Raw genomic sequence first — 23,612 nt, 5'->3', positions numbered from 1 at the left:
TGGTCGTTCGCGGGTCCGGGTGGTGATCGCCGCCGCGGCGCTGGCCGGGGCAGCCGATCTTCCCCGGGTTCGGGTAGAACTGGTCCCATGACCACTGCCGCCGCCATGCGGGCCGAGGCCGCCCGGCTGTTGCGCGCCGCGCCGGCCGGAGTGCGCGCGCCGTTCGGGGACGTGGCGAAGCGGCGCTGGATCGAGTACCGGCCCGCGCCGCGCCCCGGCGTCTCGCTCGGCGAGCTGGACCCGGGCGCGCGCAAGGCCGCCCACCGGCTGCTCGCCACCGCGCTGCGCCCGCACGCGTTCGCCCAGGCGATGGGCATCGTCGCGCTCGAGGAGGTGCTGGACCGCGAGGAGGGCTACGGCCGCGGGCGGCACAGCAACGACTACCGCGTCATCGTCTTCGGCGAGCCCGGCCCGGCCGGCCGCTGGGGCTGGCGCTTCGAGGGTCACCATCTCTCCGTCACCATGACCCTCGACGGCGACGCGGTCTCCCCGACGCCGGTGTTCCTCGGCGCCAACCCCCTGGCCACGCACTACCGCGGCCGCCCCGTCCTGCGCCCCCTCGGCCCCGAGGAGGACCTGGCGTTCGAGCTCCTCGACGCGCTGCCCGAGTCGCTGCGCGGGCACGTGCTGCGCCGGCCCGAGGCGCCGGTCGACATCTACAGCGGCCCGCGCGCCGACGTGGTGCCGCCGCCGCCCGGCGTGCCCGCGGCCGAGCTGCCGCGGCTGGCCCGGGAGCGGCTGGACGAGCTCGTCGCCCTGTACCTCGACCGCCTCCCCGCCGACGTCCGCCTCGCCGTCGACCGCGACGCCCTCACCTTCGCGTGGGAGGGGCCACCCGAGCGCGGCGGGCGCCACTATTATCGGGTGCAGGGGCCGGATCTGCTCATCGAGTATGACAACACGACCGCCGACGGCAACCACGCCCACACGGTGCTGCGTCGGCCCGAGTCCGACTTCGGCGGCGACCTCCTGCGCGAGCACCGGGCCGAGCACCCGCACACCTGACACCGCCCCGAGCCGCCCCAAGCCGCCCCGCGCCGGGCCGCGCCGTGCCGCGTTGCGTTGCGCCGCGTAGGAGGCCGCCGCCGAAGGTCGCGCCGAGCCGCGGCGGGCTGAGCCGCGCCGCGCCGAGCCCGGCCGCGTGTGGAGCCGGGCCGCGCCGCCGCGCAGAGGCCGCCGTCGAAGATCGCGCCGCGCCGCGCCCCAAAAGCCGGGCCGCGCCCCACAAGCCGGGCCGCGCCCCACAAGCCGGGCCGCGCCCCACAAGCCGGGCCGCGCCCCAAAAGCCGGGCCGCGCCCCAAAAGCCGGGCCGCGCCCCAGGAGCCGGGCCGCGCCCCAGGAGCCGGGCCGCGCCCCAGGAGCCGGGCCGCGCCCCAGGAGCCGGGCCGCGCCGCGCCCCACGAGCCGGCCGGGTGGCCGTGGGTGGCGACAGGGTGAGGCGACCCCGACCCCGCCGTGCGCCCGCGTCGGTCAGGGGAGCGAGACCAGGCTGGTGCCGTCGTCGAACGGCAGGTCGCCGCCGGCGATCGCGTGAACCTCCATCGTGGACAGTTCCGCGAGGCCCGACTGCACCGTGGCGAACGCCGTCGTCGCCGCGTCCGCGCCGGTCGCGATGCGCAGCAGGCTCGGCCGCGGTGCGAGCCGCGTCGCGTCGACGACCCGCCACACGTTGCCGATCGCCACCTCGGCGACGGCGTGGAAGTCCATCGGGGACAGCCCGGGCGCATACACGGCCGCGGTGCGGGCCGGGATGTCCAGGGCCCGCACCAGGGCGGCGACGAGGTGCGCGAAGTCGCGGCAGACCCCGGCGCCGGCCAGCAGCGTGTCCGCCGCGTCGGTGGAGCCGGTGCTCGCCCCGGCCCGGTAGTCGGTGTGCTCGTGCACGTACGCCACCACCCGCGCCACGGCGTCGGCCACCGCCTCGGCGTCGAAGGGGTCGACGGGGCCGAACTGCCGCAGCGCGAAGCCGAGCATGCGGTCGGAGGGACAGTACCGGCTGGGGCGCATGCCCACGATCCGCTCCAGCGGTGTCACCCGCGCCGGCTCGCCCGCGAGGGAGGCGTGCGCCTCGTAGGTGATCTCCAGCCGGCCCGGCCCGCTGCGCACCACGTGCAGGCGGCCGCCGTCGCCGGTCTCGACGAGTGTGACCGCCACCGGCTCGCCGTCGAGGCGCACGCCGAGGTCGTCGTGCACCCTGACCCCGGGGCGGCGCGCGGCGGCCACCTGCAGGACGACCTCCGCCGCCCGCTCGACATCGAACGCGAGCGAACAGCCCGCCGTCACGTCCGTCACGGGCGCACCGTACCGACTTTGTTGCATCGGCGCCATCGGGGGTACCGAGGCCGCATGGACGAGGTCGAGAAGCTGCTCGACGCCGTGTATACCGGGCGTGAGCGGGTCACCCGCGAGGAGATCCACCGGCACGCGGTCGCCGTCGACGCGCCCGCCGGGGTCATCGACGCGGTGGAGACGCTGCCGGAGGGGGAGTACGCCTACGACGAGGCGAGCGAGGCCCTCGCCCAGCTCGCCCCGCCCGTCATCACCTCGGGTGGCGTCCCGGCCCAGGCGCTGGACGACTCCGATCTGTCGCGGGAGCTGCGGCACCTGCACGAGACCCGCGACGACACGTTCCGGCACGGCTCCGTGCAGGCCCTCGCCAACCACGACAGCCGCACGGCCGAGCTCGAGGCCGAGTACCTGCGCCGGTTCCCGGACCGGGCCGTCGACCCTCAGCGGATTCGCCCCGATTGACGGGGGTCGGGTGGGGTATCGGGGGACCGACCGCGACGTCCGCCGCAGACCGAAGGAGCCGCGCCATGGCGCTCGACGACGATGACATCACCACCACGCCCGCCGGTGCCGGGGCCGAGGGGCCGGCGGACGGGGGCGCCGTGCCCAGCGCCCATGACGGTGGCGCGGACGGCGGCGCGGGGACCGGCGAGGGCACCGCGGACGGCGGCGCCGACGTCGAGGGCCAGGACGGCGGGGCCGACGGCGGCGCCACCGAGGGAGGCGACGAGGGCCCGGCCGACGGCGGCGCGGACCCCGGCACCCACGACGGCGGCGCGGACGGCGCGGCCCGGTAGGAGGCGATGACGATGCGCGTGGTCGTGGTCGGGGCGTCGGGCAACGCCGGCACCGCGCTGCTGCGGCGCCTGCGGGCCGACGACGACCACCGCGTCGTCGGCGTGGCGCGGCGGATTCCGGGCGGCTCGGAGTACTCCGACATGGTGTGGCACCCCTGTGACATCGGCGCCCCGGACGCCGTCGGCACGCTGACGGACATCTTCCGCGGCGCGGACGCCGTGGTGCATCTGGGCTGGCAGATCCAGCCGAGCCACGACCGGGACGTGCTGCGGCGCACCAACGTGGAGGGCAGCCGGGCCGTGGTCGACGCCGCGATCCAGGCCGGGGTGGGCGCGCTCGTCGCGGCGTCGTCGGTCGGCGTGTACGCGCCCGGCCCGAAGGACCACCGCGTCGGCGAGGACTGGCCCGCGACGGGGGTCGCCGCCTCGTCGTACAGCCGGGACAAGGTCGCCCTCGAAGGGCTCCTCGACGCGGCCGAGGACCGGCTGCGGGTGGTGCGGCTGCGCCCGGGGCTGATCTTCCAGCGCGACGCCGGCACGGAGATCGCCCGCTACTTCCTCGGCCCGCTCGTCCCCGTGCGGCTGCTGCGCTTCGGCCGCGTCCCGGTGATCCCCGCCCACCCGCGGCTGCGGCTGCAGGCCGTGCACGCCGACGACGTCGCCGACGCCTACGTGCGCGCGCTCACGTCGGACGCCCGCGGCGCCTACAACATCGCCGCCGACCCGGTCCTCACGCCCGAGCTGGCGGCCGAGCTCTTCCACGGCCGGACGATACCGATTCCGGCGGCGGTACTGCGCGCCGCGGCCGCCGCCACCTGGCACGCCCGCCTCCAGCCCGTCGACGCCGGCTGGGTGGCGCTGGCGCTGTCCGCGCCGCTGATGGACACCACCCGGGCCGCGACCGAGCTGGGCTGGCGGCCCGAGGTCGACGCGTCCGAGGCCCTGCGCGAGCTCGCCGCCGGCATGTCGCACCGGGCCCACGCCGGCAGCGCCCCGCTCTCCGGTGGCGCGAGCAGCCCCGGGCGCCTGGGCGGGCTGCTGCGCGGACGGCTGCCCGGCACCGGTAACCCTTACTGAGTAGGCCCTTCGGGGGACCCCGCACGTCGACCGTCCGACGATTCGCGTCCTCGTAGGGGGTACTGCGGCCCGCCGGCACGGCCTACCGTGACCGGCGGTGATGCTGCATGAGCTTCGAGACGATGGAAATGACGACGATCGTGCGCCGCGAGTCCCCGCGCATCGTGCGGATGGCGGTGCGCGGCGACCTCGACGCGGCCAACGCCGACCTGCTCCGTGGCGCGTTCGAGGACGCCGCGGGTGACGGCGGGGCCCGGCTCGAGGCCGACCTGAGCGGGGTCACGTTCTGCTCGCTGGCCGGCCTCAGCGTGCTGCTCGGCACGCGCCGGTCGCTGGGCGAGCGGTTCGTGGTGCTGGCCGCCCCGCCGGGCGTGCGCCGGCTGCTCTCGGTCCTGCAGATGCCCGACGCGCTGGGGCCGGCGCTCAAGAGCCCAGCGTGAGGACCACCTTGATGTCGTCGGGCCGCGACTCGAGGGCCTCGGCGAAGCGCTCCAGCGGCACCCGCCGGGTGATCAGGCTCTCCAGCCAGGCCGGGTCGGCGGCGGCCAGGGCCTGCGCCGCCGCGGTGTAGTGCCGCGGGTTCGCGTTCACCGAGCCGACCACGACGTCGTTCTCCAGCACCAGGCTCCGGTTGGCCCGGCCGAGGTCGACGGGGATCCGGTGGCCGCTCGAGGAGACGCCGGTCAGGCACGTCACGCCGTAGGCCGCCGTGCCCGCGATCGCGTCGAAGACGACCGGCGGGGCGCCGGTGGCCTCGATGATGATGTCGGGCCGCAGGCGCTCGGTGGTCTCGGCGACGGGGCCGCTGTGGTACGTCGCGCCGAGCGCCCCGGCCGCCCGCGCCTTCGGCCCCGCCTCGGCGCGGTCGAGCACGTGGACGTCGAGGCCCCGCTGCACCCCGAGGAGGGCCGCGAGCAGCCCGATCGGGCCGGCGCCGGTGACCAGCACCCGCTCCGGCGCGAAGTAGGAGCGTGCGCCGACCCGTTCGACCTGCTCCCAGGCCTTGGCCACGACCGACGCGGGCTCGAGCAGCACCCCGGTCTCGGCCAGGCCCGCGTCCAGCGCGACCGCGAACTGCGGCTCGACGCTCCAGAGCTGGCTGCCGTACCCGTCCAGCTCCTTGATGCCCCGCTCGGTGTACTCCCCGTTGCGGCACATGTCGAACTCCCCGTGCGCGCAGGCGGGGCACGGGCGCGGGTCGGGCCGCCGCACGATGCCCACGACGAGGTCCCCGGGCGCGAAGCCGGAGCCGGCGGGGGCCTCCCGCACGCGGCCGAGGGACTCGTGGCCCAGCACGAGCCGGTCGCGGCCCGGCGGCGCCCAGCCGTACTCGCCGGCGGCGATCTCGCGGTCCGTCCCGCACACACCCAGGGCCAGGCCCTCGACCAGCAGCCGCTCGTCCCCGGGCTGCGGGTCGGGCACGTCGCGGACCTCGGCCGAGCCGGGCTGTAGCGGAACGACGGTCAATGCGCGCATGCGGCCGTGGTACCCACCCGGCCCGCCGCCCACTCGCCCGCCACCGGGCCGGTTAGGGCGCGACGGATTCGGCCGCGTGCGGGCCGGGCGGCAACGGTTCCGCGGCGGGCCGCGGGGCCGGCTCCCGCAGGTGCGCGGGGAGCCGGCGGGCCAGCACGCAGCCGGCGGCGACGATGGCCAGGGCCCACACGGTGCCGCACAGCAGCCCGGGCAACATGCCGGCGTCGGGCACGTCGACGGCGAGCGCGGCACCGTAGGCGGCGGCGGTCGCGAGGACCAGCACGGTGGCGGTGCCGGCCGGGGAGCGCGGGCGGCGCAGCAGGCCCGACAGCAGCACGACGACGGCGGCGAGGGCGGCCGCGGGCCAGGTCGGGTCGAACGGGGCCGGCTCGGTGCTCAGGCGCGGCACCGGCGTGTAGAAGCAGCAGCCCTCGCCCGAGTCCGGCGCGCCCAGCCGGTGCCAGGCGTCGCGGGCGTCACGGTACAGCAGCCCGTCGCGGCCGTTGGCGACGAACAGCACGTGCCCGCCGGGCACCGCGTGCGCGACGAGCGAGCGGGAGGCGAGGTGCTCGGCCCGCTCGCCGAGGCCGGGGTAGCCGTCGGCGAGCGCGGCGTAGGCGGGGCCGCCGATCTCCCACACGGTGCGGTATGCGCCGCTGCCGCCGTTGTCGCTGCGCTGCACCTTGAGCTCGCCGCGCCACACGCGGTAGCAGGCGCCGGCCGCGCAGCCCGCCTCCATCGCCGCACTGTGGACCTGCCGCTCGTCGGCGTCGTCGACGGCCTCGCCGCGGTCGTCGACGACCCACCAGGCGCCGCGGCCGGAGCGCTCGGTGCGCACGAGCACGGTGCCGGGCCGTGCGCCCTCGACGACCTCGGTCACCTCGCCGATGTGCCGGAGGTTCTGCACGCGCAGCCGCGTGACGAGTCCGTTGAGCCCGGCGCACGCCAGCAGCGCGGCGGCGAGCACCGCGGCGACGATCCCCCGATTGCGCATGGGACCACGATGGCAGGGCCGCATCAAGGCCGCATCACGAATGGGGCGGCGGATCCCGGGCAGAATCCGCCGCTCCCGTGTTCGATTCCGCCCGCGGTTCGCAGTCGATAGGGCAGTACGAATGCGGGGGGTTTCGGCCGGTGCCTCGTCGCGCCGGCGTGCCATGTGCATTCCCAGGCGCCGATCCCGCGAAACACGGCGGCCCAAGAATCTTCGTCGATGCCGCTCCCGGCTACTTGATGCCGGTCTGGGCGGGGTCCCGAAGCGCCTCGTCGATGTCGGCGGTGGTGCGTTTCAGGATGTCCTCGACCTGGGCCCGGGTCAGGGCCTGCTCGGCGTGCCAGAGGTCGGCGAGGTCCTTGGCGATGATGCTCTCGACCACGATCCAGGCCGGGATCGACGGGTACATGCGGCCGGCCTCGATCATCGTGCGGAAGGCCGCGTACGCCGGGTCGGACTCCAGGCGGGTGCCCTTGATGGCCTCGGTGCGCGCCGGCCACAGGCCCGAGGAGACGCTGTAGCGGCGCTGGCTCTCCTCGCCGGTCAGGAACTTCACCCACTCGAAGGCCGCGTCCGGGTGCTTCGCGGCCTTCAGGATCGCCAGGCCCGAGCCGCCGAAGAAGCCGAATCGTCCCATCTTGCCCGCGGGCATGGGTGCGGTGCCCCAGCCGTGCTTCAGCCCCGGCCGGTCCGGGTCGGCCAGGTAGTCGCCGACCGACTGGGAGTTGTCGATGGTGATGGCGCCGACGCCCTTGGCGAACGCCTCCGGCACGTCGCTGGAGGTCAGCTTCATCGCCTCGGGGTCGTCGTAGAGGTGGACCAGGCGCTGGTAGTAGGCGACGCCGTCGACGGCGGGCGGCTGGTCCAGCAGCGACTTGTCGCCCGCCTCGTCGAGCAGGTCGCCGCCGGCGCCCCAGATGAAGGGGGCCACGTTGTGGATGATGCCGAAGTTGTTCTCGTTGCCGATCGCGAGCGGCCAGACGGTACTGCCGGAGTCCTTGATCTTCTTCAGGGTGGCCTCGAAGGCGTTCCAGTCCGTGAACGCGGTCGCGGGGTCCACCCCGGCCGCGGCGAGCACGTCCTTGCGGTAGAACAGGGCGCGCACGTCGGTCAGCCAGGGCAGCGCGGTGATCTCGTCCGAGCCGAGGCGGTGGCTGGCGCTCCAGCTGGCCGCCGCGAACACGTCCTTGCCGCCGACGGCCGCCAGCTCGGCCTCGGTGTAGGGCCGCAGCGCGTGCAGGGCGCTGAACCCGCCGACCCAGGTCGTGCCCAGCACCGTGACGTCCGGGCCCTCGCCGCTGGTCGTGGCGGTGCTGAGGCGGGTGAGGGCGTCGCTCCACTGGATGCGCACGGGCTTGATGGTGATGTTGGGGTGCGCCTTGTGGAACTCCTCGGTCTCCTGGATGACCGCGCGGTCCTGGATCGGGCCGCCGTAGGGCATGTACCAGAACTCGAGCTCCACGGCCGGGCGGTCCGCGGCGTAGCCGACGGTGTCCGCGGCCCCGCCGCCGTCGCCGCCACCCTTCGCGCACCCGGACAACGCCAGGGCGGCAACGGTCGCGGCGGCCACGGACCTGAGCACAGTGCGCCTCATCACACCGGTCCTATCGACCGGCGGCCCGGCCGGCTGAGCCCAGACGACCGGCGGAAAAGTCGTAGGTCGGCGCCGTGGCGGTCGATAGTCGGACCATGCGCGGGAGACTGAGGGACACATTGGCGTGGAGGTGGCCACGCGTGCTGGCGCTCGCCCTCGTGCTGCTGGCCGCGGTCACCGTCGCCAACATCGAGCTGCACGGCCGCAGCCGCGCCCACGAGGGCACGCGGGCCCAGCTCAACGAGCTCAACGTGCTGCTGCACGAGGAGAGCTCGCTGCAGTGGAAGACCCTCGCCAGCCGCAACACCCCGGTGAAGGTCGCCCGGGAGCTCGGCGGGATCCGCCTGCGCGAGCGCGACATCCTCGACCGGCTGCCCGGGGCCGAGGCACTGAGCCGGCAGGTCGAGAGCTACCACGCGGTGCTCGACGACGAGCTCGGCCTGCTCGGGGTGGGCAAGACCGGCGAGGCGCTCGCGCTGGAGCAGCAGCGGACCGACCCGGCCTTCGTCGTGCTCGCCAACACGCTGCAGCGGCTCGAGGAGTCCGAGACCGCCGACGCCGACCTGGCCAAGAGCCTGGCCGACTTCACGCTGATCCTGGCCATGGCGTTCGCGGTCGCCGCGATCGGGCTGCTGCTGTACCGCTTCGAGCGCGAGCACCGCGCCTCGCTGCGCGCCCGCGAGGAGCTGCTGCACCAGCAGCAGGAGGCGCTGGACACGCTCGCCGAGCACGAGGCCCTCGTGCGCCACCAGGCCGCGCACGACCCGCTCACGGGCCTGGGCAACCGGCGCGCGCTCACCGAGCTGCTCACCGGCGCGGCCGGCCCGCACACGCTGCTGCTGGTCGACCTGGACGAGTTCAAGCCCGTCAACGACCGCCTCGGCCACGCCGCCGGCGACGAGCTGCTCATCGCGGTCGCCGGGCGGCTGCTGGAGGCCACCCCGGACGGCGCCGTGGTCCGCCTCGGCGGCGACGAGTTCGCGGTCGTGCTGGCCGGCGGCGAGCCCGAGGGCGTCGCGCTGGCCGAGCGGATCGTGGCGGTGCTCGGCGAGCCGTTCGACATCGCCGGCACCTCCGTGCGCATCGGCGCGAGCGTCGGCGTGGCCAGCGCCGAGGAGGTCGGCGACGGCGCCGGCGACCACCTGCTGCGCGAGGCCGACGAGGCCATGTACCGCGTCAAGCAGTCCACCAAGGGCGGCTTCGCCGTGTCCTGCGTCATGACTGCTCGGTAACCTCGTGTCCCTGCCGAACTTCGGGGCGTCGCAGTATTCGCGCTCGCCCGTAGGAGTCTGGTGCTCATGGTTCGTCTCGTCCGCCACGTCCGGCTCCGCACCCGGCTGGCGCTCGCCTTCGCCGTCATGTGCGCCCTGCTCGCCGGCATGGCCGTCATCGGCGAGCGGGGCTCGGCGGCGCAGGAGGACGCGAGCGCCGGCATCGGCCGGCTGCAGACGCTGTCGCGTCAGGTGATGCAGCTGAAGTTCCGCGACGCCGACGTGAGCGGGTGGCAGGTGGCGTACGCCTGGGACGTGCCCACGCTCGGCGGCGCCGCGGCGACCGCGGACGACTCCGCCAACCGCAAGGGCTTCCTCGCCTCGGCCTCGGCGCTGCGGCAGGAGCTCGCGGCGGTCGACACCGGCGCGCTGACCGGGGCCGAGCAGCAGCTGTTCGCCACGATCAAGACCAGCTTCGCGTCGTTCCTCGCCTACGACCAGCAGGTCGTGACGCTCTACCGCACCGGCACGGCGGCGTCGGTCACCCAGGCCAACGCGCTGATCGTCGGGGCGGGCTACGACGAGTACTACAAGATCCTGGAGAACACCGGCAAGCTCGTGGACTCGGTGACCGCCCGCGCCGAGGCCGCCGCCGCGCACAGCACCCAGGTCGCCCGCGACTCCCGCCGCACCATGGCGATCGCGATCTCCGTCGCCGTCACCCTCTGCGTCGCCGTCGCGGTGCTGCTCGCCCTCGTCATCACCGCGAGCGTGGTGCGCCCGGCCGACCGGGTCATCGGCGGCCTGCGCGAGCTCGCCGCGCGCAACCTCACCGTCGAGCTGCCCGAGGACGGCCGCGACGAGGCCGCCGACATGGCCCGCGAGTTCAACGCCGCCGTCGCCGGGGTCCGCGAGGCCGTCCGGCAGGTGGGCGAGCGGGCCGGCGCGCTCACCGCCGCCGGGCAGGAGCTCACGGCGCTGTCCGGGCGCCTCGACGGGCAGGCGTCGACCACCAGCGGGCAGACCGAGCAGGTGGCCCGGGCCGCCGGGGGCATCTCGGGACACGTCTCGACGCTCGCCTCGGCCGCGGAGCAGATGAACGCGGCCATCGACGCGATCGCCCGCAGCACCGGCGAGGCGGCGACCGTGGCGGGGGAGGCGGTCGCGGACGCCGCGGCGACCTCGGCGACGGTGGCGCAGCTGTCCGAGGCCGGGGCCGAGATCGGCGCGATCGTGCAGACCATCGCCGCCATCGCCGCGCAGACCAACCTGCTCGCGCTCAACGCGACGATCGAGGCGGCCCGCGCCGGGGAGTCCGGCAAGGGCTTCGCGGTCGTGGCGAGCGAGGTGAAGGACCTGGCCCGGGAGACCGCCGTGGCCTCGGAGGAAATCACCACGAAGATCGCCGCGATCATGCGGGAGTCCACCCGGGCCGCGGCCGCCATCGAGGGCATCTCCGCCGTGGTCACCCGCGTGGCCCAGGCGCAGACGACGATCGCGGCGGCGATGCAGGAGCAGTCCGTCACCACCGCCGCGATCAGCCGCAGCGTCGGCGACGTCGCCGACGGCTCGCAGGACATCGCGCACACGATCGCGGCGGCGTCGCAGAACGCGAGCGCCACCACGGTCGAGGCGGCCGCGGCGCAGCGGGCCGCGGCCGGCCTCGCCGAGATGGCCCGGGAGCTCAGCGGGATCGCGGGCTCGTTCCAGTACCGATGAGAAGCACCGATGAGACCGGCACACAGCGGGCTCTCAGTTTTCCGACGCACCCTTGCAGCACGCACCCATTCCGCTACGGAGGTCAACAGTGGGTCTCGTCCTCGGCATCGTGAGCCTGGCGCTGCTGGTGTTCCAGCTGCTGCTCATCGCCCGCGCCGTCCTCGACTGGAGCGTGGTGCTGGCCGGACCGTCGGCGCCGGGCGGTGTGCGCTCGAAGCTGATCGCCGCCGTCTGGCGCGTCACCGAGCCGGTGCTCGCCCCGGTCCGCCGCGCCCTGCCCCCGCTGCGCTTCGGCGGCGTGGGCATCGACCTCGCGTTCATCGTGGTCTTCCTCGGCGTCATCCTGCTCCGGGCGATCCTCGGCTGGCTCTCCTGAGGGTGATGCTGAGCGAGGTGCGTTCGGGTGGGGTGACCCGCCGCGGACCTGGCAGCGACGGCGCGCGGCGCCGAGCGGTTCGCCCCGGTCTCACGCCGGCTCGGGCACGCCTCCGTCCGGGGGCGGGTCGCCGTCGCCGGGCATCGGCTCGGCGGGCGCGGGCGGCAGCGTGTCCGGCGTGTCCGGCAGCAGCTCACCCGGGTCGTCGGGGACCGGCTCGCGCGGGTCGATCGGCGGGTACTGCTCGGGGTCGAGCTCCAGTTCCGTCATGAGCCCGAGTATGCCGCCCCGGGCGGTCCCCCGCCCGGTACGACACAACGGCCCGGGACCTCACGGTCCCGGGCCGCCGTCGTCGCGCCGCCGTCAGCAGGCGCCGTTGTCCGTCCAGACACCCTGGCCGTTGTTGCCGGGGATGTCGCCCTGGGTCCACCACTTGGCGGTCCACTTGTGGCCGTTGTAGGACACGACCGCGCCGCCGTTGTAGGCGGTGGCCGAGCTCCACGCCGCGACGCCGGTGCAGCCGGTGCCGCCGGTGGGCGTCGGCGAGGTCGTCGTGCCGCCGCAGGCGCCGTTGTCCGTCCACACGTCCTGGCTGTTGTTGCCGGGGATGTCGCCCTGGGTCCACCACTTGGCGGTCCAGGTGTGGCCGTTGTAGGACACGACCGCGCCGCCGGTGTAGGCGGTGGCCGAGTTCCACGCCGCGGCCGAGCATGTGCCGGTGGTCGGGCTCGGCGACGGGCTCTTCGACGGCGAGGCCGAGGCCGACGGGCTGGCCGAGGTGCTCTTCGACACCGACGGCGACGCCGTCGGGGACGAGGTCGAGCAGCCCGCGGTGGCCCCGTTGGTCGAGTTGACGACCGCGTTGAACAGGGTGGCGGCCGGGTCGAGGGCCTCCAGCGAGTACATCATCGCGCCGGCGAGCCCGTTGCAGTGCTGGTAGTCGGCGCGCAGCTGGATCGACGCCGGTGAGTCACCGGCCCAGAACGTGGTGCCGTCGTAGAAGTACGCGCCCTTGGTGACGGGGTCGAGATAGGTGTACGACGGGTTGTTCACGAAGCCCGTGAGCTCCTTGTAGAACGACACGCCCGCGACGTTGCCCGACAGGGCGTGGCCGGTCGCCGGGCCCGAGGCGGTCTGGTAGAGCCCGTGGTTCGAGCCGGCCGGGACGCCGGTCCAGCCGCGGTAGTAGAACGGATAGCCCAGCGTCAGCTTGCTCGCCGGGAATCCGCCGGGGATGCCGTAGGCCGAGTCGCCCGTCGTGTACGCCTTGACGGCGGCGTCGATCGAGTACTTCCCGTTGCCCGGCGGGACCGGGGTGCTCGGGTCGCTGGGCGAGCCGTAGAGCGGGTCCTGCAGGTTCGTCGGGCCCGTCGATTCCCAGCCGCCGTGCATGTCGTAGGTCATGGCGTTGGCGTAGTCGAGGTACTGCCCGACCTTGTTCGTCTCGATCTGCGCGATCTTGTCCTGGCCGGCCGGCACCGCGGCGGTGAGCCACTTCTTGCCGCCGCCGAGCGCGTCGAGCTGGGCCCGGAACTCGGCCATCAGCAGCGTGTAGTTCTGCTTGTCGGCCGCCTTGAAGTGGTTGCCGGTGTGCCCGGCCGCCCCCGGGTACTCCCAGTCGATGTCGATGCCGTCGAAGACCCCGGCCGCCGAGCCCGGGCCGCCGAAGCCGTTGCGGACCGGCAGGTTGCCCTTGATGAACATGTCGATGCAGGAGCTCACGAGCTGTTTGCGCGACGCGTCGCTCGAGGCGGCGTCGGAGAAGTACTTCGAGTAGGTCCACCCGCCGATCGAGACCAGGATCTTCAGGTTCGGGTACTTCGCCTTGAGCTTCTTGAGCTGGTTGAAGTTGCCGACGAGGGGCTGGTTCCAGGTGTCGGCGACCCCGTCGACGCTGATGTCGGCGCCGTAGGACTTGCCGTAGTCGGCGAACGAGTCGCCCGCGTTGTCCCCGGCGTTGGGGTTGTTCTCGTCGGGCGAGGCGGCGGAGTCGTTCTCGAAGCAGCTCAGCGTGGTGGGGTTGATGTTCTCGAACGCGTACACGAGGAAGTCGAGCTTGCCCGCCATGCCACTGGTGTCGAGGTTCTTGGGGTAGAAGCCGTTGGCGTAGATGCCCCACTGGGTGAAGTAGGCGAACTTGACGCCGCCACTGGTCGTGGCGGCCTGCGCCGTGGTGTTCAGCGTCGCGGTGGTCCACGCGGCGGCGGCCGTGAGCACGGTGGCTGCGATGGCGGCGATGAGCCGGCCGGGTCTGCGCATCTCGCTCCTCCTGTACCGAGAGCACTCCCAGATAAACAGTTAAGGTTGTTAACTGTTTTCCGGAATTTTATAGCGGTCGATGCCCGGGTACAAGGGCGTGATTGAACCGCCGCGCTGCGGGGCATCCAGTTCGTGACGGATCGAGTGACTACGGATCGAGTGACTACGGAGGAGCGATGGCCGAGAACACCAAGCAGACCAGTGAGCAGGCGGCCCACGCGGCCAGCGAGGTGCTGCGCGACCCGACGGCGACGAGCGCGGACAAGAAGGCCGCGGGCAGCGCGCTGTCGCAGAAGCCGTCGAAGCCGAAGTCCGGCAGCTGACCCGTCAGACGCGAAAGGCCCGGCGCTCGTCGCGCCGGGCCTTCGCCGGTTGATCAGCCCAGGTCCTGCACCGACCGGGACAGGATGCAGAACTCGTTGCCCTCCGGGTCCTCCAGCACCACCCAGGACACGTCCGGGCCCTGGCCGACGTCGGCGCGCCGGGCGCCGAGCGCGAGCACCCGCTCGACCTCCTGGGCCTGGGTGCTGCCGTCGGCGCGCAGGTCGAGGTGCAGACGGTTCTTGACGCTCTTGCGCTCGGGCACGCGGACCACGTCGATGCCGGGCATGGCCCCGGCCGCGGGCGCCAGGCTGATGATGTCCGGCTCCTGCTCGACGATCCGCCATCCGAGCACGGCACACCAGAAGTCGGCGACGGGGCGGGGCTCGATGGCGTCGATGACGATGACGGCGAGTCGGCTGGTCATGATCTACACCGTACGTGTGGGTCGCAGGCCGTCCAACATGATGTTGAGCAGGCGGCTTGCCCTGGCGCTGTGCTCGGGCGGGCGGGCCACGGTGAAGATGCCGATGAGGCCGGCGGCGATGTCCTCGGCGGTGACGTCGGCGCGCAGTTCGCCCGTCGCGCGGCCGGCATCGAGGATCTCGTCGATGGCCGCGAGCAGCTCGGTCTGGGTCTGGGCATGGGCGATCTCGCCGGATTCGATCATCGCGAGCAGCGTGTCGAGCATGCCGTTCTTCGTGGCGATCCAGCTGCCGAACAGCTCCGTCCAGCGCCGGAGCGCCGCGGGCGGGGGCAGCTCGGCGAGGAGCTCGCGGGCGCCCTCGGTGAGCCGCATGACCTGATCCCGGTACACCGCGTCGACGAGCGACTCGCGGGTGGGAAAGTGCCGGTAGAGCGTGGCGATGCCGACTCCGGCCTCGCGTGCGATCGCGCGCATCGACGGTTCGCTGTCGGCGGACTCGAACACGCGGGTCGCGACCTCGAGCAGCTGGTTGCGGTTGCGCGCCGCATCCGCCCGCGGCGCGCGGGGTTCGGCGTCGGTCAAAACGGATCACGCTCCGGTTGTGGTACGGTGCCTGTTGTAAACGGAGCATAGTCCGTTTCTCGTCGCCGTCGTGCGCCGCCCAGGGAGACACGTGAACATGCAGCAACCGAGCGCCAATACGCCGGAGACCATGAGCCGGGCGGTCCTGCTCGAGTCGTTCGGCGGCCCCGAGGTCCTGAACGTGCGCGCGGTGCCCGCACCGCAGGCCGGTCCGGGGCAGATCCGCGTGCGGGTCACCGCGGCCGGACTGAACCCGATGGACTGGTTCATGACCTCCGACCCGGAGACCGCCGCCCGATTCGGCTTGAGCCTGCCGTCCGGGTTCGGAACCGACTACGCCGGGTTCGTGGACCAGGTCGGTGACGGCGTGACCGGGTTCGCGGCCGGCGACCGGGTGTTCGGCGGTGTCCTCTCGCGCGCGGTCGCCGACCACGTGGTGATCGACGCGGCGGGGACCATCGCGGTGGGCGGCGACGCGCACCACACCCCCGACGGTGTCGACGACCGCACGGCCGCCGTCCTCGCCATTGGAGGGTGCACGGCCGCCGCCGCGCTCGCCGTCGTCAAGCTCGGCCCGGGCGACACTGTGCTCATCGGCGGCGCGGGAGGCGGGGTCGGCGTGTTCGCCGTGCAACTCGCCCGCCTCGCGGGCGCGCGGGTGATCGGGACGGGCTCGCCGACGTCGGCCGATGCCCTGCGCGCCCTCGGGGCCGAGCCGGTCGCCTATGGCGACGGTCTCGCCGACCGGGTCCGCGCCCTGGCTCCCGACGGCGTCACCGCGGCCGTCGACCTGTACGGGACGGACACGGCGCAGGCGGCACGGGCACTTGGCGTCCCGGACGAGCGCATCACCACCATCGCCGCACAGATCGACGGCATCACGCCCGCCAACGGCGCCAACGCCGCCCCCGGCGCCATCGAGGAGATTGCTCGCCTGATCGCGGCGGGCCGGCTCCGTGTGCCCATCGCGGCGGGCTTCCCGGTCGAGCGGATCCGCGCCGCGGTGGAGCTCCAGGCCGGCCGGCACGTGCACGGCAAGGTCGTCATCGACCTCTAGCCGCCCACGGGATGTCAGCTCGGCCGCAGGATCGGCAGCTTCTCCTGCGGTCCCGAGAAGTTGAACACCACGTTGGGACCGGCGATCAGAGGCGCCACCGCGGCGGCGGTCAGCGTCCGGACGGAGACGCCGTCGTCGAACCCGTTGTGGTCGCATCCGTCGTACCGCAGCAGGATCTCGGTCGGGCCGGCGGCGGACCGGACGAGCAGGACGATGGCCTCGTCGCCGTAGGAGACCTCCGGCAAGCAGGTCTGCGGGGCGTTGGGACCCGCGCCGACCGGCGCCTTCGCGATCTCGCGGACCGCCCCGGCAGCCGCGGAGCCGTCCAGTCGCAGCGAAGAGACCAGGCGCGGGCTCGAACTGCCGGATCCCCCGGCGACCTCGTACTTGCAGGCCGATACGCTCGCCACGTCCCGCAGCGACGCCACGTCCACCGGCTTGCGCGGCCGCTGCTGCGGGTGGAGGCCGATCGGGTGCTCGACCGGGCAGCCGTAGCTGTCGACGTCCACCCGGCGGATCGTGCCGACGATGCGTTGCCGCACCTCCTGGGGCGCGTTGACGGTGATCATGACACCGTCGCGGAGTACGACCGTCTGGTCGCCCTCCTGCCGCATGCCGGGCGGCTCGGTCGTGCGGTCGAAGGTCACCAGCTGACCCGTCTTGCGGACCAGCGTGATGGGGTCGGGTGAGCCCCCGACCCAGCAGCCGACCGTGGCCACCGCACCGGGGCGCCCGACCACCGGCCGCGCGAGCTCGTCCGCTCGTGTGATGCACCACGCGTGCAGTCGCTGGCTGCCGTTGGCCCAGCCCCAGCTCCCAGGCACGGCGATCTCGATCCCGCCGTAGGACTCCCATCGCCAGCCCTCCGGCGCCGCGGAGGCGCCCACCTCCGGCCCGGCGGAGGCGCTCACCTCCGGCCCGGCGGAGGCGCTCACCTCCCGCGGCGCCTGGTTGCGCGCCGCACAGGCGGACATCGTCAGGACCAGCAGCGTGAACGCGGCCGCGGCCGAGCGTCGCATGACTCCCCCATCTCCGGATGACTCGCCCGGTAGGACGCGGCCGGCGCCCCCGACGGTTCCCCGGCCGTCTATCTTCGTACGCGGCGGGCAGTTTGGAGCATCGGCCTCAGGCGTCAGGCTTCGTCGTTGCTGATTTCGCGGAGCGAGCCGTCGGGCATGTAGCGATAGCGGCGCGGTGGTCGCGTCATCTGGAGTAACCGTCGCATCCGCGCCTCGCGTTCGGCCTGTTCTCGACCGGTTGGGTCGGCGACCCGGAAGGCGTGCAGGTGCACGTCGAACGGGTCGATGTCGTCCGGGTCGGGGCGGCCCTCGAGGATGAAACCGAACAACGCGCGGAGGGCGTCTTCCCCCAGCTCCAGCGGGTGGAAGGGCAGCGGGTACGGGCCACTGCCGGGAAACGTCGGCTCGACCGGATGCGCACCCGCCCAGTAGGGCAGCTCAAACTCGAATGGCTCGCCGATGTTCTCCCCGATGCCGCCGTCCGGTGAGACGCTCAGCGAGCGGACGAGGTCGCCGTTGTCCCACACGGCGAAGCACAGCCAGTCGGAGGCTGAGTGCATCCCGTGCATGATGATCCGCCGGCCGGCACCGGCTTCGAGCAGGCGGTCCGGCACCTGCGACGGGCGGTCGCAGATGAGTCGCCGGTCGCAGAACAGCTCGGCGCCGGCCAGGACGGTCGCGTAACTCGCATCGTCTGGCGGATAGGCAAAGTCGCCGAGCGAGCCGTCGCCGATCGCCGTCACCTCGTAGCCGGGGTGCAGCCCGCGCACGAGGTCGATGACCTGCGCCGGGTCCGAGCAGACCGCGCCTCGCAGGGCGGGGCGAAGGTCACCATCGGTGAAAGCAAGCAGTGCTGTCTTCGCGCCCATCGAACCCTCGCCTCCCGCCGGGATGATCTCCACAGGCTACGGCCGGTCGCCGACGCCTCGACAAGGGGCGGCTACGCGCTACCAGCTCGACGCGCTCGCGGCCGTTCGCAAACGATTCGGCGCGGGCGTACACCGGTACCTCGGTGCGCGCCAGCCGGCTGACGTCGGGCGGCACCTCGATCGCGGCGCGGAAGCGTCGTCGGCGGACGCTTCCGCACGCTCGTTTCGGCGGCGACGATCTGTAGGTCGCGGAATGCCGGGGAGCGGAGGAGCGAGTGGTGGAACTCCGTTTCGCCTCCGCAGCCCAGCACGCCGAAATCGCCGCCGCGGACCTCGGCGCGGACACTGGTCAGCTCCGGAAACATCGTGACGCGGTGTAGTACGGCATCATCCGGCTCCAACGCAACTGCGCGGTCGCCGACCCGATCGCTGCTCGATCCAGACCCACAGTCGCGTGTCGCCGCGGTGCGCTACATGTGGGACACAGTGACGCGCTCCAACAGCGTCTGGCCGGCTGGAGTCGGCGCAGGCGGTGCTTGCCACGCGGCCGGAGTTCTACCACACCGTGGCGCTGCTGCTCGGCGACCCTGACGACGAGGTGCGAACGGCCGCGATCACGGCGTCGCCGAACTGCTGGACGCACCCGCAAGGGCGGGTTCGGGTGATTGCCGCGCGGAGCCGACAACGGGCGCACGACCCTTGAGCCGATCCACCAACCAGATGGCCGCCGCCGGGGCGACGAACACGGTGGTAAACACGGCGACCGACGCCGCGGCTAGGCCGATCCAGGCCATGGCGGAGATCCCCTCCACGTCGCCGATCTCTTCGGAGGAGACGCCGATGGCGGGCACCATCAGCAACGCCGCCCCGGCCACCGCGGCGAGCCACCGCCACCGCCCCGTTGTGAACGCGGCCGTCAGCGCCGCCGGCGCCACAGCGACGACATAGATGAGCACAATGAAGAACGTCCCTGACCAGCTGAACCCGGGCGCGCCGCCGGCCGCGAGCGTCAAGAGTCGCATGAACACCCGCGACAACGCACCCAGGACGGCACCGGCGACGACCGCACCGGCAACCGCGGTGGTCAGAACCTTCACTGCACGCATGAGCACGGAGCTTAGGCAGACGAACGAACTGGAGCCGCGGCTCGGTCGCCTTTTTGACCGGCGACCCGTTGCGGTACCAAGGCTGCGACCGCACTCGTCACGGACCTGCCGACCCGCGCCGGCCGAGGGTCGGCGGCCATGAGCGTGCGCCGTGCTCGGTTTGGCCCTGCCCGTGGCGAAGCACCATGGTGAACGGTCTCGCTGTGATGTGCGCCAGCTCTCCGAGCAGACCGAGCCGGCGCGCCGCGGGCGTTCGGTGTCCGACGCCGGAGCGGCGGTTGCGCTGCCGGAGCGGCGGGCCCGATGTGTTGCACGGTAGTCGGCGGATCGCGGTTCAATCTGGTCACTGCGACGACTTCCGCATGCGCTGGCACCACGAGTATCCATCGGCGTAGCCTTCCTCGCCTGTCCGCATCTGATTCCGGCTATGCCGGCGGGCCCGACGGCGTAGCGTCTGGAGGAGTACGTGTCGGCGCACCTTTGGTGCGGTGGTGACCGGCCCGCGGTCCGGCTCTGTGTATCTGGCGTTTCGGAGCCGGTCGGCGGCCCGGCACAGATGCCAGGAAGGTAGCCGCCACATGAGCACGCCGGAGTCCGGCACGGTAGCGGACCCACTGCGACACGCGAAGCCGGCACGCCGCCGGCGGCGATGGCCGTTGCGGTCCTATCTGATCGGGTTGCTGGTGCTGTTCGTCGTGACTGCCGGGGCAGGCATCTCCGCCGGCTGGGTGCAGGCCCGGCACGACGCCGTGTCCGCTGCCCGGGCGGACGCTTCGATGGCGGCCGGCCTGGCGGCGCGGCAGATCGACGAGAGCCTCGCGACCGTACGCAGCAGCGTCGATTCCGTCGCGTCCAGCCCGGGCGTAGCGCAGGTATTCGCCGACCCAGGCGACTGCCGGCTGGCGTTCTCCCTCGGCGGCGCCGATGACGGGCACCTGGACGTCCTACGCCCCGACGGGACCGTCGTGTGCTCGTCCACGCCACTCTCCGCCGGCAAACCGGCCAACGCCTACGCCGGGTCTTCATGGCTGTCCAATGCGGTGCGTACACCACAGGTCCTCGCCCCGGTCCGCGACGATCGCACCGGACGTCCCGCCTTTCTGATCACCGCCGTAATCCCCGCACTCGGACTGGTGGCGGCATTCGTCGACCTGCCCGCACTCGGCGCGGCGGCGGGCAGACTGTTCGGCGGAGCCCGCCACCTCGAGTTGCTGATCACCGCCGAGGGCCGCACCGCCGTGCTGACGCGCTGGCCCGACGGACTCCGGTGGGCCGGCACTCAGGTGCGCCACGCCCGGCTCACGACGACCGGCGCCGGCGTCGACGTGACGGGGCTGCCCCGGTTGTATGGGCAGGCGGCCGTCGAGGGCACCGGCTGGCAGGTCTTCGCCGGCGCAGACCGGTCCGCTGCGCTGGCGGACGCCGATCGGCTGGCACGGCGCCAAGCCTTGATCGTGGCGCTCGGCCTGTTCGCGGGGCTCCTGGCCACGATGGTCGTGCAGCGACGCGTCACCGCCCCGATCGCCAACCTCCGCAGCTCGGTGCGCACCGCCACCTCCGGCAACCTGGACACGACCGTCGCGGTCACCGGCCCACGGGAGGTCGCCGAACTCGGCGAAGAGTTCACCGCGCTGCTGGCCACTGTCGACCGGGAACTGCACGAACGCCGCCGCGCAGAGGACACCGCCCGGGAACACGAACGCAACTACCGGCAGATGTTCGACGCCAGCCCGAACCCGATCGTGCTGTTCGACGTCGACACCCTCGACATCGTCGCCGCGAACGCGGCCGCCCTGGCCTACTACGGCCGGTCCGGCGACGCCCTCCTCACGATGGCCTACACCGATCTGCTCGCACCGGACGATCTCGACGAGGCAAGCGCCGACGGGGCGGCAGCCGAGCCGGTCGAACGCGACCGTCCGCAACGCCACATCAAGCACGACGGCACGATCGCCGAGGTAAGCGTCACCACCTACCTGACGTCGTTCGCCGGGCGGAAGGTCCGCTGTGCCGTCATGACCGACGTCACCGAACGCGAGCACCTGCAACGGCGGCTGCGCCAGTCCGACCGGTTGGAGAGCCTCGGCCAGCTCGCCGCCGGTGTCGCGCACGACTTCAACAACCTCCTCGGCATCATCAACGGCTACGCCGGCATGGCCGCCGCGGACCTGGAACCGGTGGCCGCAGCAGACCCCGCCTGGCGCACGCTGCACGCCGACCTCACCGAGATCGTCGCCGCAGGCGACCGCGCGACTGCCCTCACCCGCCAACTGCTGGCCTTCGCGCGCGCCGACCCCGCGCCCGAGGCCCGCACCTTGGATCTCAACACCGTCGTCATCGACCTCGACACCCTGCTGCGCCGCGCCCTCGGCGAGGACATCACCCTCACCACGCACCTCACCGCGCAACCGTGGCCGATCAGAGCCGACCCTGGTCGCCTCGAGCAGGTCCTGGTCAACCTCGCGGTCAACGCCCGCGACGCCATGCCCGGCGGCGGCACCCTCAGCATCGAGACCGCACCGGTCACCGTCGACGAGCATTACGCCGCCCAGCACCCCGGCGTGCGAACCGGGCGGTACATGCAGCTGCGGGTGAGCGACACCGGTACCGGTATGAACAAAGCCACCCTGGAGCGGGCTTTCGAACCCTTCTTCACCACGAAACCCAAAGGCCACGGCACCGGTCTCGGCCTAGCCACCATCTACGGCATCATTACCCAGGCCGGTGGGCACGCCCAGATCTACTCCGAACCCGGCCGGGGCACCACCATCACAGCGCTGCTCCCCGCCACCGACGACCTCGCCGAACCGGACACCACACCCGCGGAACATCCGCGGTCAGGCGCCGGTGAAACGATCCTGCTCGTCGAGGACGACGACAGCCTCCGTGCGATCACCGAACGCATCCTGAACCAGGCCGGTTACACCGTCCTGTCTGCCGCCACGGGTACCGATGCCCAGCGCACGGCCGCGACACACCCCGGGATCGCGCTGCTGCTCACCGACGTGATCCTGCCCGACATGCACGGACCCGCCCTCGCCGCCGCCCTGCACAGCACGCATCCGGGATTGCCCGTCGTCTACCTGTCCGGATACACCGAGACGATCCTCGCCACCCGCAGCACCATCCCCACCGGCGCGACCCTGCTCACCAAACCGGTCAGCGCCCAGCAGCTCCTGCATACCGTCGCCCGCGTTCTGGACCACGCGGTCGCGGTAGGCGGATCGGCTCAGGGGGATGCGTGACCGGCGATTGTTTCCGGGTCCGCGCCGATCCTGCGGAGCAGGCCGGCGGCCGGGTCGTCGCCGTCGCGAAGCATGGTCGCCAAGAGGTGTGTTGTGCCGGCGAAGGGATCACCCGCCTGCCGAGCCCCCGTGCTGGCCGAGCGCAGCGCGCGCAATGCGCCCGCGTCCAGCGGCGGCGTGGGGCGGCGAGTCCTCCGCTCCCGCGGCCAGCCTTTTGCGGGTACCGCTGCCGGGTCGGGCACAGGTTGGGGTACGGGCGCCGACTGGGCCGCGGCCATGGTGGCGGCGAGCAGGGTGACGCCGTGCTCGCGCAGGATCTGACCGGCGGTGTTGTGGCGGGCGACCGGTTCCGGCAGCACCGCGCCCGCGGCGTGCAGCTGCTCGTGCAGGTCCAGCATGCTCAGGAGCAGGTCGACGGTCCCGGTGTGGGCGTGTCCGAGGCGGATGGCCTGTCTGCCGGCGTCGCGTTCAATGAGTTCCAGGATGGGGTGGCCGTAGCGGGCTCCGTGCCGAAGAAAGGGTCGCCGTAGCCTGACGTACAGGCCGGCCGCTACGGCGGCTCTCCAGGGCGGTTGCAGCGTGCGGGGCGCGTTCGACGGCAGGACGTGCAGCGCCTTGAGCGCCTGTGGTGCCCACTCCGGTGGGTCGTCGCCGGCGCGGTACCTGGCTGCCTGCCGGTCCAGAGCGAGGCGGTCGTGACCGACCACCCACATCTGCCCGGCGAGTTGGGCGGCGGCGTTGCCCGGCTCGGCGAAGATCGCGGCAAGCAGGTGACGTGCGCCGGCGGGCACGCCGTCACGGCGGCTCGCCTCGTGGACGGCCTCGTAGACCGCGTGACGGACCAGTGGGGAGAACACGGCGACGCCGGGACCGCCGAGGTGGGCCGCCTCTCGCAGCGCCCCGTCGGCGAACACGGCCACCTGCTGGTCGAAGGCGGGAAACAGTCGGGACCGCTGCCAAGGCCGGTCGTCGTCGATCAAATCCCGGCCCTGCCGCCAGTCGCGAGACCGCAGTGGCGGGAACCGGCCCAGTTCCGGCACCCGCGGCGCACCGTGCCGCAGCACTTCCGCCGAGCTGACCACGGCCTGCCCGTGACGGACCGCCTGCCGGTACGCACCCTCCAGTGTCCCGACAAGACCACGACCCGGCCGTACCCCCACGACGTCCATATCGTCGATTGTCGCTGCCGCGAT

The 23,612-nt window shown here is 73.2% G+C and carries 23 protein-coding genes; 11 read left to right on the top strand and 12 right to left on the bottom strand.

The annotated features are described in order from the left end of the window. The first annotated feature begins 87 nt into the window (after positions 1-87). The gene (locus tag ACQP2P_RS30050) at positions 88-1,005 is read left to right on the top strand and encodes a DUF3500 domain-containing protein (protein WP_433606444.1); all 918 of its coding nucleotides are present in this window, start codon (positions 88-90) and stop codon (positions 1,003-1,005) included. Between the two features lie 466 nt (positions 1,006-1,471). Here the strand turns inward: ACQP2P_RS30050 and ACQP2P_RS30045 are convergent, their stop codons facing one another. Continuing rightward, positions 1,472-2,293 (bottom strand): transglutaminase-like domain-containing protein, encoded by an 822-nt coding sequence (locus tag ACQP2P_RS30045; RefSeq protein WP_433606442.1) that lies wholly within the window; start codon positions 2,291-2,293, stop codon positions 1,472-1,474. 54 nt (positions 2,294-2,347) lie between these two features. Here ACQP2P_RS30045 and ACQP2P_RS30040 point away from each other — a divergent pair, with 54 nt between their 5' ends. The 4 genes from ACQP2P_RS30040 to ACQP2P_RS30025 all read left to right on the top strand — a co-directional run bounded on the left by ACQP2P_RS30040 (position 2,348) and on the right by ACQP2P_RS30025 (position 4,604). Next, complete coding sequence (locus ACQP2P_RS30040) at positions 2,348-2,752, top strand: DUF6158 family protein (RefSeq protein ID WP_433606440.1); 405 nt, start codon at positions 2,348-2,350, stop codon at positions 2,750-2,752. A 65-nt stretch (positions 2,753-2,817) separates the two neighbouring features. After that, positions 2,818-3,087: a BatC protein gene (locus ACQP2P_RS30035; RefSeq protein WP_433606438.1), complete on the top strand. Its 270-nt coding sequence runs from the start codon at positions 2,818-2,820 to the stop codon at positions 3,085-3,087. A 12-nt stretch (positions 3,088-3,099) separates the two neighbouring features. Continuing rightward, positions 3,100-4,164 (top strand): NAD-dependent epimerase/dehydratase family protein, encoded by a 1,065-nt coding sequence (locus tag ACQP2P_RS30030; RefSeq protein ID WP_433619317.1) that lies wholly within the window; start codon positions 3,100-3,102, stop codon positions 4,162-4,164. A gap of 107 nt (positions 4,165-4,271) precedes the next feature. Next, positions 4,272-4,604 (top strand): STAS domain-containing protein, encoded by a 333-nt coding sequence (locus tag ACQP2P_RS30025; RefSeq protein WP_433606436.1) that lies wholly within the window; start codon positions 4,272-4,274, stop codon positions 4,602-4,604. On the opposite strand, the gene ACQP2P_RS30020 is transcribed toward ACQP2P_RS30025, so the two are convergent. The 3 genes from ACQP2P_RS30020 to ACQP2P_RS30010 all read right to left on the bottom strand — a co-directional run bounded on the left by ACQP2P_RS30020 (position 4,588) and on the right by ACQP2P_RS30010 (position 8,228). Continuing rightward, complete coding sequence (locus ACQP2P_RS30020; RefSeq protein ID WP_433606435.1) at positions 4,588-5,640, bottom strand: glucose 1-dehydrogenase; 1,053 nt, start codon at positions 5,638-5,640, stop codon at positions 4,588-4,590. The genes ACQP2P_RS30025 and ACQP2P_RS30020 overlap by 17 nt on opposite strands. Before the next feature lie 52 nt (positions 5,641-5,692). Further along, on the bottom strand, positions 5,693-6,634 hold the full coding sequence (locus ACQP2P_RS30015; RefSeq protein WP_433606433.1) for a hypothetical protein: 942 nt from the start codon (positions 6,632-6,634) through the stop codon (positions 5,693-5,695). Between the two features lie 232 nt (positions 6,635-6,866). Further along, positions 6,867-8,228: an extracellular solute-binding protein gene (locus ACQP2P_RS30010; RefSeq protein ID WP_433606431.1), complete on the bottom strand. Its 1,362-nt coding sequence runs from the start codon at positions 8,226-8,228 to the stop codon at positions 6,867-6,869. A gap of 140 nt (positions 8,229-8,368) precedes the next feature. Here ACQP2P_RS30010 and ACQP2P_RS30005 point away from each other — a divergent pair, with 140 nt between their 5' ends. The 3 genes from ACQP2P_RS30005 to ACQP2P_RS29995 all read left to right on the top strand — a co-directional run bounded on the left by ACQP2P_RS30005 (position 8,369) and on the right by ACQP2P_RS29995 (position 11,534). Next, positions 8,369-9,460, top strand: coding sequence for a diguanylate cyclase domain-containing protein (locus ACQP2P_RS30005; RefSeq protein ID WP_433606429.1), 1,092 nt, complete (start codon positions 8,369-8,371; stop codon positions 9,458-9,460). A gap of 66 nt (positions 9,461-9,526) precedes the next feature. Further along, entirely contained in the window at positions 9,527-11,158 is a 1,632-nt protein-coding gene (locus tag ACQP2P_RS30000; protein ID WP_433606427.1) for a methyl-accepting chemotaxis protein, read from the top strand. Between the two features lie 88 nt (positions 11,159-11,246). Then, positions 11,247-11,534 (top strand): YggT family protein, encoded by a 288-nt coding sequence (locus tag ACQP2P_RS29995; RefSeq protein WP_433606425.1) that lies wholly within the window; start codon positions 11,247-11,249, stop codon positions 11,532-11,534. Between the two features lie 90 nt (positions 11,535-11,624). Here the strand turns inward: ACQP2P_RS29995 and ACQP2P_RS29990 are convergent, their stop codons facing one another. Both ACQP2P_RS29990 and ACQP2P_RS29985 read right to left on the bottom strand, forming a co-directional pair. Continuing rightward, positions 11,625-11,804: a hypothetical protein gene (locus ACQP2P_RS29990; protein ID WP_433606424.1), complete on the bottom strand. Its 180-nt coding sequence runs from the start codon at positions 11,802-11,804 to the stop codon at positions 11,625-11,627. 93 nt (positions 11,805-11,897) lie between these two features. After that, positions 11,898-13,793: a glycosyl hydrolase family 18 protein gene (locus tag ACQP2P_RS29985; RefSeq protein ID WP_433606422.1), complete on the bottom strand. Its 1,896-nt coding sequence runs from the start codon at positions 13,791-13,793 to the stop codon at positions 11,898-11,900. Positions 13,794-13,969: 176 nt separating this feature from the next. Here ACQP2P_RS29985 and ACQP2P_RS29980 point away from each other — a divergent pair, with 176 nt between their 5' ends. Continuing rightward, positions 13,970-14,116: a hypothetical protein gene (locus ACQP2P_RS29980; RefSeq protein ID WP_433606420.1), complete on the top strand. Its 147-nt coding sequence runs from the start codon at positions 13,970-13,972 to the stop codon at positions 14,114-14,116. A gap of 53 nt (positions 14,117-14,169) precedes the next feature. Here ACQP2P_RS29980 and ACQP2P_RS29975 read toward each other — a convergent pair whose 3' ends face one another. Continuing rightward, positions 14,170-14,541 carry a VOC family protein gene (locus ACQP2P_RS29975; protein ID WP_433606418.1) on the bottom strand — a complete coding sequence of 124 codons (372 nt, stop codon included), beginning with the start codon at positions 14,539-14,541 and terminating at the stop codon, positions 14,170-14,172. A 3-nt stretch (positions 14,542-14,544) separates the two neighbouring features. Further along, complete coding sequence (locus tag ACQP2P_RS29970) at positions 14,545-15,123, bottom strand: TetR/AcrR family transcriptional regulator (RefSeq protein WP_433606415.1); 579 nt, start codon at positions 15,121-15,123, stop codon at positions 14,545-14,547. A gap of 97 nt (positions 15,124-15,220) precedes the next feature. On the opposite strand from ACQP2P_RS29970, the gene ACQP2P_RS29965 reads away from it, so the two are divergent. Beyond that, positions 15,221-16,180 (top strand): NADP-dependent oxidoreductase, encoded by a 960-nt coding sequence (locus tag ACQP2P_RS29965; RefSeq protein WP_433606413.1) that lies wholly within the window; start codon positions 15,221-15,223, stop codon positions 16,178-16,180. Between the two features lie 14 nt (positions 16,181-16,194). Here the strand turns inward: ACQP2P_RS29965 and ACQP2P_RS29960 are convergent, their stop codons facing one another. The 3 genes from ACQP2P_RS29960 to ACQP2P_RS29950 all read right to left on the bottom strand — a co-directional run bounded on the left by ACQP2P_RS29960 (position 16,195) and on the right by ACQP2P_RS29950 (position 19,174). Further along, a complete protein-coding gene (locus tag ACQP2P_RS29960) occupies positions 16,195-17,199 on the bottom strand; it encodes a hypothetical protein (protein ID WP_433606411.1) in 1,005 nt (334 codons plus the stop codon). A 113-nt stretch (positions 17,200-17,312) separates the two neighbouring features. After that, positions 17,313-18,068 (bottom strand): DUF6928 family protein, encoded by a 756-nt coding sequence (locus tag ACQP2P_RS29955; protein WP_433606409.1) that lies wholly within the window; start codon positions 18,066-18,068, stop codon positions 17,313-17,315. A 614-nt stretch (positions 18,069-18,682) separates the two neighbouring features. Beyond that, positions 18,683-19,174: a hypothetical protein gene (locus ACQP2P_RS29950; RefSeq protein ID WP_433606407.1), complete on the bottom strand. Its 492-nt coding sequence runs from the start codon at positions 19,172-19,174 to the stop codon at positions 18,683-18,685. Positions 19,175-19,752: 578 nt separating this feature from the next. Here ACQP2P_RS29950 and ACQP2P_RS29945 point away from each other — a divergent pair. Next, positions 19,753-22,419, top strand: a complete 2,667-nt coding sequence (locus tag ACQP2P_RS29945; RefSeq protein ID WP_433606405.1) for an ATP-binding protein — start codon at positions 19,753-19,755, stop codon at positions 22,417-22,419. Here the strand turns inward: ACQP2P_RS29945 and ACQP2P_RS29940 are convergent. Then, positions 22,404-23,588, bottom strand: coding sequence for a Clp protease N-terminal domain-containing protein (locus tag ACQP2P_RS29940; protein ID WP_433606403.1), 1,185 nt, complete (start codon positions 23,586-23,588; stop codon positions 22,404-22,406). The genes ACQP2P_RS29945 and ACQP2P_RS29940 overlap by 16 nt on opposite strands. Between the last annotated feature and the right edge of the window lie 24 nt (positions 23,589-23,612).

Source organism: Dactylosporangium sp. CA-139114 (assembly GCF_050955725.1).
In the GTDB taxonomy this organism is placed as follows: Bacteria; Actinomycetota; Actinomycetes; order Mycobacteriales; family Micromonosporaceae; genus Dactylosporangium.
This window is presented reverse-complemented; position numbering and strand designations above follow the sequence as displayed.